We start from the raw sequence: 11,459 nt of genomic DNA on the forward strand, positions 1-11,459 counted from the left end.
GGGTGGGGTGGCGGCCCAAACCGCCGCCACCCCGTTGGCTTCTCGGCACGGGGGCCGGGGTTCGTTGAGCCAAACCCCACCTTGGGGTGAAGTCCGTGGGCCCCGCCGGGATCTCGGGAAGCCGGGCTCAGCGGGCGGCGAGTTCGCGCAGCAGCTTCTTGTTCGGCTTGCCGACGGGCGTCAGCGGGATCTCGTCCACGAGGTGCAGCACCTCGGGGGCGAAGATCCGGCCCTTGCGCTCGGTGACGAAGGCCTGGAGCCCGTCCAGCGTGGGCCGCTGCCCGGGGGTGGGGACGACGGCGACGTGGACGTGCTCGGCCTCCTGGTCGTCGCGGACCCCGAAGACCGCGCAGCGGGCGACGCCGGGGTGGGTGACGAGGAGGTCCTCCACCTCGGAGGGGTAGACGTGCCCGCCGACCACGATGATCAGGTCCTTGGCCCGGTCGGCGAGGTAGAGGTAGCCGTCCTCGTCGAAGTAGCCGACGTCTCCGGTGTTCAGCCAGCCGTCGTGCAGGACGGCGGCGGTGAGGTCGGGCCGCTTCCAGTACCCGGCCATGATGCCGCCGGAGCGCAGGTGGATCTCGCCCTGTTCGCCGGTCGGCAGGTCGGCGCCCTCGGGGTCGCGGATCGCCACCTCGACGCCCGGGGCGGGCCGGCCGACCGAGACCTGGCCGCCCTGTCCGATCCGGTCGTGCTCCTGCGGGGTGAGCATGGAGACCATCTGCGCCTCCGACATCCCGTAGAACCCGTACAGGGTCGGCCCGAAGACCTTGAGCGCCTCGCGGATCCGGGTCGGCGAGGAGGCGCTGCCCCCGTACAGGACGTGCCGCACGCTGGAGAGGTCGGTGCGGCCGACCGCCGGGTGGTCGAGCAGCTGGTGGAGCAGCGGGGGCAGCACCCAGAGGTCGGTGACGCGCTCGCGCTCGACGGCGGCCAGGACCGCCCCGGGCTCGAAGGAGCGCTGGAGGACCACGGTGCCGCCGCGGTGAAGGGTCAGGTCGGCGAAGATGCCGGCGAGGTGGGCGAGCGGAGTGGCGGCGAGGAGGGTGGGCACCTCGTCGGGGGTGGGGCCGCTGCCGATCGGGGCGTCGAAGATGTGCCGGTAGGGCCCGTGCAGGCTGAGGATGCCCTTCGGGATGCCGGTGGTGCCGCCGGTGTGGCGGATGGTCAGGTCGTCCTGCGGCCCGATCCGGACGTCCGGCGGCTCGGCGGGGCGGTGGGCGGAGGCGGCGACGGCGTCCTCGCCGATGGCTCCGGGGGTGTCGTCGGCCGGGCCGGGGCCGAGGGTGAGGACGGTCGGTACGTCGATCAGCGGGAGCAACTCGGGGGCCTGGTCGAACCGTTCGGCGTCCACGAGCAGCACGGTGGTGCCGACGCTCGCGGTGATCTCGGCGAGGACCGGGGTGCTCATGCCGTCGTACAGGTTGACCACCCGCGCGCCGGCGAGGCCCGCCGCGTACCGGGCGCTCAGGGCTTCGGGGGTGTTGCCGGTCAGCAGGGTCACGGTGGTGCCGCGGGTGGCGCCCCGGGCGATCAGCTCGTGGGCGAGGCGGTAGGTGGCGGCGGCGAAGTCGCCGGCGGTGATCGCGACGCCGTCGGCGGTGACGATGGCCCGCCGGCCGGGGTCGGATGCGAGGGACCGGAGGACCAGCGCGGGGCCGCTGACGAACTCGGGCTCCTGGACGGCCACTTCTTCCTTGTAGTTTGCAACCATGGCCGCAGCGTAACTCCGCGACTACCGTCGTACCGGGCATGTTCGGCGGGCATTTGGCGCGAACCCTTTCGACACCGGCGCGTTTGTGGTGGTCGATCGGAGCCCGGCTGCCTCACGCCGCCCCGTTCGGGTCAATCGGCGGGGGAGCCCGGAGCGGCCGCGCCCGGAACGGCGCCTCCCGGAGCGGCCGCGCTCAGAACGCCGCCGGGGGCCGGAGGGCGAGGTCGGTGGCGGTGGCCCAGTGCTCGGCGGCGGCGGTGACGATCACGTAGCCCGGCTGGGAGGGCAGCCGGGGGATCACGGCGCTGCGGCAGCCGTGGCTGCGGTGGACCTCGACGGGGACGGGCACGCCGTGCAGCAGCACTTGGCCCGGAGTGGGCGGGCCGTCGAGCGGGGCGATCTCGGTGCGCAGGTCGAGGCGGTCCGAGTTGGCCAGGAACGTGGAGAGTTGGGACTGCGGGGTGGTGAGGGAGCCCACCCGGTGGCCGGCCGGGACGGGGCGCGAGGTCTGGACGACGGCCACGAGTTCGCCGTCCAGGTGGTAGTTGAGGTCGAGGTGGCAGAGGTAGCCGTCCGAGGCCAGCCGCCCCAGCAGGAAGACCCACCCGCGCGGGGCCTCGCGGAGCGCGGCGATCTGCTCGCCCCACTCCTCGGCGGTCTCGCGGTGGGTCGGTATGCGGAGGCCGCGCGGACGGGTGTCGCGGAACAAGGGCTTCCCCCAACGGGCGGTGGACGAATGATCGTTGGGATGAGTATGCGGGGTCCGGCCGGCGGTCCGGGCGCGGATCCGTCGGTAGGCTCGGGTGCGGTGCGGGAGTGACCGATTCCGGAGGGGGACTGATCATGGCGACGTACGTTCTGATCCATGCCGCGGCGGTGGACGCCTGGTACTGGGGGCCGTTGGCGGCCGAGCTGCGGGAGCGGGGCCACGAGGTGGTGGCGCCGGACCTGCCGTGCGGCGACGCCTCGGCCGGGCTGGCCGAGTACGCGGACGCCGTGGTGGCGGCGGTCGGCGAGCGGACCGGTCAACTCGTCGTCGTGGCCCACTCGTTCGGTGGATTCACCGGAACGCTGGTGTGCGAGCGGCTGCCGGTGGACCTGCTGGTCATGCTCCAGGCCCAGGTGCCGGCCCCCGGGGAGTCGCCGGGCGCGTGGTGGGAGAACACCGGCTACTGGCCGGAGCGGCGGGAGGCCGACCGCGCCAGGGGCGTGGCGGAGGGCGCGGACGAGGACGTGCGCTCCCTCGTCGTGCACGACACCCCGGCCGCCCTCGTCGAGGAGTTCCTCGCCGAGCACCAGCGGCAGCAGGCGCCGACCCCGTTCGCGGCGCCGTGGCCGCTGACCGCCTGGCCCGAGGTGCCGACCAGGTACCTGCTGTCCGCCGACGACCGGTTCTTCCCGGCCGCGTTCCTGCGGCGGCACGTCGAGGAGCGGCTCGGCTTGCGGCCGGACGAGATGCCGGGCGACCACTGCCCGATGCTCGGCCACCCGAAGGAACTGGCCGAGCGGCTGGAGGCGTACCGGGCCGAGGTGTAGCCGGGGCGTGTCGCGGGGGAGTTCGGCCTCGTCGACCAGGGCGACCGCGACTTCCCCCGCGACTTCCCCCGTGACGTCCTTCGCGGAGGCGGCGCCCCGGGTCAGTCGGTCCGGGCCGTGGCCCCGCCGCAGAGGGCGTCGTCCACCAGCCCGCTCATGGCCCGCTCCACCCGCAGCACGTCCTCCGGGGTGTCGGCGCGGACTCCCGACAGCGAGACCGCGACACTGCGCCGCCCGTCGGCGGTGACGCCGGTGGCGGTGATCCAGCCCGCGTCACCGCCCTCGTGCCCCCAGGACACCCCGCCGCAGGGCAGCGGGCGGGAGAAGAGCCCCAGCCCGTCCCGGGCGCCCGGCATGAGCTTGCGGAGGTCCCGGCCGACCGGGACGGTCCGCTCCAGCTGCCGCAGCTGCGCGGGTGCCAGGAGCCGGCCGTCGAGCAGGGCGCGGAGGAAGAGGCCGAGGTCGGCGGTGGTGGAGACGAGCCCGGCCTCCCCGTTGACGCCCGGGCCGACCTGCTCGGTGACGTCGACGAGCGGCCCGTCCGCCGTGAACGCCTGGTAGGTCCGCGCGTGCGGCTGGGGCAGCACGGGGGACGTGCCCGGCCGGGAGGTGTGGTCGAGGCCGAGCGGCCGGATGATCCGCTCCCTCGCCTCCTCGTGCCAGGGGCGTCCGGTCACCCGCTCGACGACCATGCCGAGCAGCACGTAACCGGTGTTGCTGTAAGCCCACTTGGTGCCGGGCCGGAAGTCCGGGCGGTGGCTCATCGCGCGGGCGACGGTCTGTTCGGGTGTGCGACTGTCGTACCGGTGCAGCCGGAAGTCCTCCGCCGAGGTGTAGTCCGGGTAGTCGTCGTGGAGGCCGCTGGTGTGCTGGAGCAGGTGGCGGACGGTGATCGCGCGGCCGTCGTTGCCGTTTCCGGACACCACGCCGGGCAGCCACCGCTCGACCGGGTCGTCGAGGGAGAGCCGCTGCTCGCCGACGAGTTGCAGGACCACGGTGGCCACGAACGCCTTGGTGACGCTGGCGATCCGGAAGTGGCCGTCCGGGGAGACCGGTTGCCCGGTCGCGAGGTCGGCGACGCCGCTGGTGACGGTGAGGTCCGGGCCGCCGGGTTCGGCCAGGCGGGCCTGGACGCCGGTCGCGCCGACCGCCGTGAGCGCGTCGGCGTCGCGCTGGAGCTGGAGCTGGAGCTGGAGCTGGAGTTGGGGGCCGGGTCGGGCCGGGTCGGGTCGCGGGGCGGCCGTCGCGCTCGGCACCTGGACGGCGAGGGCGCCGGCCACGAGGGCGGCCGGCACCAGGAGCCGCCGGAGGGAGCGGCCGCGCCGCGGGGCCGTGGGCAGGGGTGAACTCGTCATGGGCGCCGACGCTAGGCCCGGCCGGGGTGGGTGGGCGGTACCGCCCGCCCGTGGGAAAAAGGGGTAGCGGGCTGTAGTGCCGGGCCCGGCCGGGATGGCCCAGACTCGTGCGGATGAACCGGAACAACCGATGAGCGGGACGAGCAGGGCGAGCGGGACGAGCGGGACGAGCGGGACGAGCAGGGCGGGCGGGATGATCAGGGCGATCAGGGCGAACCCCCGTGCGGCCGGGCGGATTTCGTCGGCGTGGCGCGCCCTGGGCTACCTCCTGGGAAGCCTCGGCACCGCCGTGGCCGCCCTGCTCGCGCTGCCCGTACTCCTCGCCCCGACGCCGGCCCGCGCCTGGGCGTCCTGGCACCGCCGCCGCGCGGAGCGGCTGTTGTGCGCCCCGCATCCCGCGTCCGAGCCGGTACGGGTCGGGGCGTGGCGCCTGCTCGGGTGGTTCGGTGCCTGTGCGGTGACCGGGCCGGTGTTCGGCCTCGTCATGGTGCTGTGCGCGGGCAACGCGGTGTCGGCGGCCGTCACGGTGCCGCTGTGGTGGGCGCTTCCCGAGGGCACCCGCGCGGGCGGGTTCGCCGTCGGCGCTCCGCTGTCCGGGTGGGGCACGGCGCTGACCCTGGGGACCGCGCAGGCCGTCGCCTTCGCGGCCCTGACCGCCTGGCTGGCCCCGCCGCTGGCGCGGTCGCACGCCCGGATCTGTGTGGCGCTGCTGTCGCCCTCGGCCGCCGAGCGGCTGGCGCGGCGGGTGGAGGCGCTGACCGAGACCCGGGCCGACGCCATGACCGCCCACGGCGCCGAACTGCGCCGCATCGAACGCGATCTGCACGACGGCGCCCAGGCCCGGCTGGTGGCCGTCGCGATCCGGTTGGGCGTGGCCCGCGAGCTGCTGGACGAGGACCCTCGGACGGTGGCCGGGCTCCTGGCGGAGGCGCAGGAGAGCACCGAGGAGGCGATGGCCGAACTCCGGGCGGTGGTCCGGTCGATCTACCCGCCGATCCTCGCCGACCGGGGCCTCGCCGGGGCGCTGGCCGCGCTGGGCGCCCGGTCGGCGATCGACACCACCCTGGACGTCGGTGGCCTCGGCACGGTCCCCGCCGCGGTCGAGGCGGTGGCGTACTTCACCGTCGCGGAGGCGCTCACCAACGCCGCCAAGCACAGCGGGGCCACCCGGACCACGGTCCGCGTCGCGCGCCGGGGGGACCGGCTGTCGGTGGAGGTGACGGACGACGGGGTCGGCGGCGCCGACGAGACGCGGGGGACGGGCATCGCCGGCATCCGCCACCGGGTCCAGGCGCTCGACGGCATCGTCCACGTCCACAGCCCCGGCGGCGGCCCGACCACGATCGGGGTGAGCCTCGCGTGCGGGTCGTGATCGCCGAGGACAACGTCCTGCTCTCCAGCGGGCTGGAACTCCTGCTGACCACCAAGGGCTTCGAGGTCGCCGCGATCACCCGGGACGCGCCCGGCTTCGCCGCGGCCGTCGCCGAGCACCGCCCGGACGTCGCCGTCGTGGACGTCCGGCTGCCGCCGGGCTTCCGGGACGAGGGCATCCGCGCCGCCATCCGGGCCCGCCGCCGGCACCCGGGCCTGCCGGTGCTCGTCCTCTCCCAGTACGTCGAGCGGCAGTACGCCGGGGAGTTGGTCTCCGACGGGCGCGGCGGCATCGGCTACCTCCTGAAGGACCGGGTGAGCCGGGTCGGCGAGTTCACCGACGCGCTGCGGCGGGTCGCGGAGGGCGAGACGGTCATGGACCCGGAGGTGATCGGGCAGCTCCTCACCCGCCACGCCCGCGACCCGATCGCCGCCCTGACCCCGCGCGAGCGCGAGGTCCTCGCCCTGATGGCCGAGGGGAGGGACAACGCCACGATCGCGGCCCGGCTGGTCATCACGGAGAACGCCGTCCACAAGCACATCGGCAACGTCTTCGCCAAGCTCGGCCTCGCGCCGGACGACAGCGGCCACCGCCGGGTGCTCGCGGTCCTCACCTACCTCAGCCGCCACTGAGGGCACGCGCGCCGGCCGCCCGGCTACCCTCGACCGCCAGGAGTCACGACAGGGGTGGGCGATGGACGACCGGATTCATCTGATCAGCGACGGCGACGGGCTCACGGTGCTCGGGAGCCGGAAGGCCGTCGAGTGGTTCCTCGCCGCGGAGGGGCTGTGGTCGCGGTCGCAGGACCTCGGGGCCCAGGGGCTCGGTTTCCAGGGCCTCGGACCGCTCCTGCGCGCCGGGGCCGGAGCCGCCCACGGGCTTGCCGGGATCGCCGCCGAGTCGGGCCGCTGGCTGCGGCTGACCGAGGAATCCGCCCGGCTCGTCAAGGAGTTCGGGCTGACGGAGAGCGGGACACCGGGTGTCGACTACGCGATGATCGGGAAGCCGGGATCGATCCGGTCCTGGCTCCGGATCGAGCAGGGGCCCGGCTCGCTCCTGGGCAACCCGGCGGTCCTCTCCGGTGTCGCCGGGATCATGGCGCAGCTCGCACTCCAGCACGAGATGGGCGAGATCAAGGGCTACCTGGCGAGGATCGGCGCCAAGGTCGACGACGTCCTCCGCGCCCAGCAGGACGCCGAGCTGGGGAAGGTGATCGGGGCGCGCCTCGACCTCGACTCCGCCGTGAGGCTCCTGGAACGGGAGGGCCAGGTCGACGACGACACCTGGTCGACCGTGCAGGGCAGGGCCGGCACGATCACGGACGCCCTGGGGTGGGTGCTGCGCCGGCTCGACGCACTCGCGGAGACGGTGGAGGGCGCGACCAGGATCGGCGACCTCGCCGGGATGACCGAGGAAGTGGAGGACCAGGTGCGGGAGTTGATTGCCGTCGCCGCCTTTTGCTTCGAACTCCAGGACGCGTTCGACGTGCTGCGGCTCGCGCGGGTGGGGACGCAGACCCCGCGCAGGCTGGACGGACGCCGGCTCGCGCTGAGGGAGGACCGGCAGGAACGGCGGGAGCTCGTCTCGCGGATGCTCGGGCACCTGATGGCGGGCTTGGACGCCGCCGCCGTGACGGCCGGATCCCACGTGCTGCTGCACCGGTCGGCGCACCGGGCCGTGGTGAACCGGATCAACCGGGTCGGCATCGCCGTCGACGACTTCCACCGGCTGTTCGGACGTGAGTTCGGTAGACCTCCGTTGACCGCGACACGGTGGCGGGACGCGGCCCGGGAACTGCCGCAGCTGAGGAACGCGGCCGTGGAGGCGGGGCGCAAGGCGGCCAAGGGAGCCGTCGGTGTGGCGGGTGTGGTGGTCGTGGGAGCGTTGGTGGGCCTGGCCGCCGGCGCTCACAAGGAGGGCGACGGAGAGGACTGAGCGAGCGCCGACCGTCAGCCGGGTGGGCTCTCGGTCGCTGCCGTTCGGCACTCGGGCGTGGGACGTCGGACCGGCCGGCTTCCTGCGCGGCGGGATTCAGGTCTGGGTGGCCTGGGTGCGGCAGTGGGTGAGGGCGTTCTTGACGCGGGCGTCGGGGTGGGGGGCGGCGGCGGTGAGGAGTTCGCCGGCCGTGGTGAGGCTGCCCCAGTAGGTGATCGGGTCACCGGTGCGGGGGAGCGGGCGGGCGGCGGCGAGGGAGAGGTAGGCGGTGGTGATCTTGCCGGTGGTGATCCAGCGCTGAAGGCCGTGCTGGTGGCCCGGGCGGATGCCGCCCATGGCGTCGATGGCGGCCAGGAGGAGAGCGACGACGGCGTGACCGGTCGCGTCGAGCTCCTTGGGGACGTCGAAGACGCCGAGGGCTTCCAGGAGTTCGCCCGTGTCGCTCTCGGTGTCGGGGCGGGGGTTGGCGAGCAGGGCGTCGTGGCACTCCTCCAGGCGCCGGGCGGTCTCGGCCGGGGGGATGTCGAGGGCGAGGCAGACGGCCTGGGCGCAGGGCACGGGCTTGTGGCCGAGCCGGGCGAGCAGTGCGTACGTGGCGGCGGGGGTGGCGCCACGGGACAGGGTGTGGCGGGCGAGGATGGTGAGTGAGGGCTGGTTCGCGGGCTGGATCATGGGGGACTCGGGCTTTCGTTCGGACGTTCAGACGGTGACGAGCGCGGTGTCGGGGTCGGTGCCGGCGGCGGGGGCGATGACGGCCCAGACGAGTTTGCCGATGCCACCCGGCCTGGGCGCGCAGCCCCAACGTTCGGCGAGTTGGTTGACGAGGTGGAGACCTCGTCCGTGTTCGTCGTCGGGGGCGGGGGTCCGGAGGGTCGGGCGGTCGGCGCAGGCGTCGTGGACTTCCAGGCGCAGGCGGTCGTGGAAGAGGGCGAAGCGGATCTCGATGTGGCGGTCGTCGGGGGCGTCGGAGTGCTGGACGGCATTGGCGAACAGCTCGCAGAGCAGGAGTTCGGCGGTGTCGGAGTAACGCTCCCCGGCCGGGAGGCCGAAGAGGTAGGCGCGCAGCAAGTATCGGGCCAGAGGGGCCGATTCGGGGCAGGAGTCGAGACGCGCGACGAAACTGCGGGGGCGGCGGCGGGCGGTGGGCATGGGGGACCTCGGGGGCGTAAGGGGGCGTGCGGGGGAGCGCGCGGTTCACGCTGTGCAAGCAGATCACTGCGTTCCGGTAACAATGATCGGCCGCTGGGGCTACGGTGAAGCCGGGTTCCACGTGTTGAGCGCGTGAAGCACAGCGAGGAGCGGTGATGGCACAGCGAAGGATCAAGCGCGGCCCGACGGCGAGTTCCGCGAGGATGTTCGGCGAAGAGGTGCGATACGCCCGTGAGTACGCCGGATTCCTGCAAGAGGAGCTCGCGAAGCTCATGCACATGGACCGGACGGTCCTCTCGCGGATCGAGAACGGGCGCCGGAAGCCTCTGATCGAGGAGATGGAGCTGTTCGAGAAGCTGCTGAACACCGGCGGGCTGTTGATGCGGTTGTACAGCAGGGTGGACTGGAGCGCCTCGATCGATCATCCGGACTGGTTCCAGGAGCGTGCGGAGCTGGAGGCCGTCGCAGTTGGGCTGCGGGTCTATCAGGACAGCCTGATTCATGGGCTGCTGCAGTGTCGGCCGTATGCGCACGCGCTCTTCGCCAATGGTGCTGCGGTCCTAGACGCAGAGGAGATCGAGGAAAGGATCCGAGCCCGACTCGGTCGCCAGGATCCCTTTCTCGTGCCTGGCGGGCCGCTGCTGCTCGCCATTCTCGATGAGAGCGCCATCCGTACGGTGGTGGGCGGGCCGAGCGTGATGCGAAGCCAGATGGAGCACCTGCTGCGGGTGGCGCAGCTCCCAAACGTCATCCTTCACGTCGCGCCGTTCTCGAACCGGCGGACGTTCATCAAGACGGCTATGGTGCTGCTGGAACTGCCAGATGGGCAGTGTTGGGTCTACTCGGAGAGCCTCGATCGAGGCCACTTGAGCGATGCTCCAGCCGTCGTGGCCAAACACCGGCGTCGCTATGATCAGCTTCGGGCTGAGTGCCCGTCAGAGAGCGACTCGCTTCGGCTGATCGCCGATGCGCTGGAGGGTTTCAAGGATGATGAGCAACAAGCTCGCCGCAGCCGCCTGGCGGAAGAGCAGCTACAGCGGGGACGACGGCGGGGACTGCATCGAGGTAGCCCCCGGATTCCCCGGCCTCGTTCCGGTGCGTGACTCCAAGGACCCGCACGGCCCGGCCCTCGTCTTCCCCGACTCCTCGTGGGGCGTCTTCATCGAGGCCGTCCGAGCCGGCGACCTGCCGATCGAGGGCTGATCCACCCTTCGGCAGCCTCAAACCGATGGCCCCTGACCTGCGAAACAGCAGGCCAGGGGCCATCAGGCCTTTTGAAGACGGTCACGAGCCGCCTCGATCTCGTCTCGGGCGGCCGGGCCGAACACGGCTTGCTCCCGCAGCGCAGCGAACACGCGGACGAAGTATGAGACCAGCCGCAGCGCCGTGCGAGTTCGACATCCGAGAGGTGAGCGTCCCGACGGAGTTCCTTGAGCTGAGTCCCGAGGGCGCGCCTTGCAGACTCGGCTGGTTCCTGGTCGGACATGTCGTTACGGCTTGTACTCACCATTGGGGGTGCCGAGTGACCACGCCTGCTCGAACGCCTCGTTGCAGAACCGGATCACGTCCGGATCGGTCGAGAGCTGGATGTCAGCCTGCTGGCTGTCTCCCCCGATGAGGTTGAAGATCACCAGGTCCTCCCGGAGCAGACAGTCGTTCCCCGGCAACGGCAGCGCCGATACGAGGCGGCGGGGAAGCCACCGCAGACGTTCCGTGGGGTCGGCCAGCTCGACCGCCATCCGCTGGTAGTCCGACAGCGGTTCGGAGACGACCCGCACACGCCGGTAGGGGAATCCGGTGGCGTCCTTCCCGGCCAGAAACGCACGATGCCCTCGCATCGTTTCCTCGACCGCCGCACGGTCGCCTGAGCTCCATGCCTCGAACAGCGGGCGGTCCACCTCATAGAAGTCCCGCAGCTCAAGCTTCCGAACCTCCTGGGCCGGCTCACCGAACAGCAGCTCAAGTCGGCGTGCTGCCGAGATCAATTCCATAGCGCTCCTTGACGTACTTCCGCACGAACACATCCATGGTCCGCCCGGACATCTCCGCGAACGTCTCGTCTTCGGCCAGTGCTATGAGCTGATCCCGAACCTTCGGTCCGCACTTCTTGAGCTGCACGATCCAGGAGTCACGACCTGACCGGCCACCGCGGCCGGCTCCTTGACGAGGAACTCCTCGGCTGGGCCGACGATTTGATCGCGGTCGACGACGAGACCGCGCTCGCTGTCGAAGTCGCCGCCGGCCCCGGCCGGCCGGTGAGGATTCTCGGCCCGGGCATCGCCGACCCGTGGGGTGGCGGCCCCGCGGACTTCGCCGCCGCCGTCCTGGAGATCCAGGAAGCCACGGTGCCGCGTTGGTCTGCCCGGTCCTGTTGACGCGAGAAGTCGGCCCGGCCGAC

General features: G+C 72.7%; 14 protein-coding genes. 7 read left to right on the forward strand and 7 right to left on the reverse strand.

The window, feature by feature from the left end; genetic code table 11:
* Window positions 1-127 precede the first annotated feature (127 nt).
* Window positions 128-1,714 (reverse strand): AMP-binding protein, encoded by a 1,587-nt coding sequence (locus tag ACFRMQ_RS29585; protein ID WP_380733730.1) that lies wholly within the window; start codon window positions 1,712-1,714, stop codon window positions 128-130.
* 193 nt (window positions 1,715-1,907) lie between these two features.
* Window positions 1,908-2,423, reverse strand: coding sequence for a hypothetical protein (locus ACFRMQ_RS29590; protein WP_380733731.1), 516 nt, complete (start codon window positions 2,421-2,423; stop codon window positions 1,908-1,910).
* A gap of 134 nt (window positions 2,424-2,557) precedes the next feature.
* Between ACFRMQ_RS29590 and ACFRMQ_RS29595 the strand changes: the two genes are divergently transcribed.
* Window positions 2,558-3,250: an alpha/beta fold hydrolase gene (locus ACFRMQ_RS29595; RefSeq protein WP_380733732.1), complete on the forward strand. Its 693-nt coding sequence runs from the start codon at window positions 2,558-2,560 to the stop codon at window positions 3,248-3,250.
* Between the two features lie 101 nt (window positions 3,251-3,351).
* On the opposite strand, the gene ACFRMQ_RS29600 is transcribed toward ACFRMQ_RS29595, so the two are convergent.
* Window positions 3,352-4,605: a serine hydrolase domain-containing protein gene (locus tag ACFRMQ_RS29600; RefSeq protein ID WP_380733733.1), complete on the reverse strand. Its 1,254-nt coding sequence runs from the start codon at window positions 4,603-4,605 to the stop codon at window positions 3,352-3,354.
* A 193-nt stretch (window positions 4,606-4,798) separates the two neighbouring features.
* Here ACFRMQ_RS29600 and ACFRMQ_RS29605 point away from each other — a divergent pair, with 193 nt between their 5' ends.
* The 3 genes from ACFRMQ_RS29605 to ACFRMQ_RS29615 all read left to right on the forward strand — a co-directional run bounded on the left by ACFRMQ_RS29605 (window position 4,799) and on the right by ACFRMQ_RS29615 (window position 7,912).
* The gene (locus ACFRMQ_RS29605; protein WP_380733734.1) at window positions 4,799-5,977 is read left to right on the forward strand and encodes a histidine kinase; all 1,179 of its coding nucleotides are present in this window, start codon (window positions 4,799-4,801) and stop codon (window positions 5,975-5,977) included.
* The gene (locus ACFRMQ_RS29610; RefSeq protein ID WP_380733735.1) at window positions 5,965-6,609 is read left to right on the forward strand and encodes a LuxR C-terminal-related transcriptional regulator; all 645 of its coding nucleotides are present in this window, start codon (window positions 5,965-5,967) and stop codon (window positions 6,607-6,609) included. The genes ACFRMQ_RS29605 and ACFRMQ_RS29610 overlap by 13 nt, the downstream gene beginning before the upstream one ends.
* 61 nt (window positions 6,610-6,670) lie before the next feature.
* Window positions 6,671-7,912: a hypothetical protein gene (locus ACFRMQ_RS29615; RefSeq protein WP_380733736.1), complete on the forward strand. Its 1,242-nt coding sequence runs from the start codon at window positions 6,671-6,673 to the stop codon at window positions 7,910-7,912.
* A 96-nt stretch (window positions 7,913-8,008) separates the two neighbouring features.
* Here ACFRMQ_RS29615 and ACFRMQ_RS29620 read toward each other — a convergent pair whose 3' ends face one another.
* Together ACFRMQ_RS29620 and ACFRMQ_RS29625 are read right to left on the reverse strand one after the other, a co-directional pair.
* Entirely contained in the window at window positions 8,009-8,584 is a 576-nt protein-coding gene (locus tag ACFRMQ_RS29620) for a hypothetical protein (protein ID WP_380733737.1), read from the reverse strand.
* Between the two features lie 27 nt (window positions 8,585-8,611).
* On the reverse strand, window positions 8,612-9,061 hold the full coding sequence (locus ACFRMQ_RS29625; RefSeq protein WP_380733738.1) for an ATP-binding protein: 450 nt from the start codon (window positions 9,059-9,061) through the stop codon (window positions 8,612-8,614).
* 155 nt (window positions 9,062-9,216) lie between these two features.
* Here ACFRMQ_RS29625 and ACFRMQ_RS29630 point away from each other — a divergent pair, with 155 nt between their 5' ends.
* A complete protein-coding gene (locus ACFRMQ_RS29630) occupies window positions 9,217-10,164 on the forward strand; it encodes a Scr1 family TA system antitoxin-like transcriptional regulator (protein ID WP_380733739.1) in 948 nt (315 codons plus the stop codon).
* A complete protein-coding gene (locus ACFRMQ_RS29635; RefSeq protein WP_380733743.1) occupies window positions 10,121-10,264 on the forward strand; it encodes a DUF397 domain-containing protein in 144 nt (47 codons plus the stop codon). The genes ACFRMQ_RS29630 and ACFRMQ_RS29635 overlap by 44 nt, the downstream gene beginning before the upstream one ends.
* 287 nt (window positions 10,265-10,551) lie before the next feature.
* Here ACFRMQ_RS29635 and ACFRMQ_RS29640 read toward each other — a convergent pair whose 3' ends face one another.
* Window positions 10,552-11,052 carry a DUF6879 family protein gene (locus tag ACFRMQ_RS29640; RefSeq protein WP_380733740.1) on the reverse strand — a complete coding sequence of 167 codons (501 nt, stop codon included), beginning with the start codon at window positions 11,050-11,052 and terminating at the stop codon, window positions 10,552-10,554.
* Window positions 11,021-11,179 carry a hypothetical protein gene (locus ACFRMQ_RS29645; RefSeq protein ID WP_380733741.1) on the reverse strand — a complete coding sequence of 53 codons (159 nt, stop codon included), beginning with the start codon at window positions 11,177-11,179 and terminating at the stop codon, window positions 11,021-11,023. The genes ACFRMQ_RS29640 and ACFRMQ_RS29645 overlap by 32 nt, the downstream gene beginning before the upstream one ends.
* A gap of 74 nt (window positions 11,180-11,253) precedes the next feature.
* Here ACFRMQ_RS29645 and ACFRMQ_RS29650 point away from each other — a divergent pair, with 74 nt between their 5' ends.
* Window positions 11,254-11,436 carry a hypothetical protein gene (locus ACFRMQ_RS29650; protein ID WP_380733742.1) on the forward strand — a complete coding sequence of 61 codons (183 nt, stop codon included), beginning with the start codon at window positions 11,254-11,256 and terminating at the stop codon, window positions 11,434-11,436.
* Window positions 11,437-11,459: the final 23 nt, after the last annotated feature.

It is taken from the genome of Kitasatospora sp. NPDC056783 (assembly GCF_042789895.1).
Lineage (GTDB): Bacteria > Actinomycetota > Actinomycetes > Streptomycetales > Streptomycetaceae > Kitasatospora.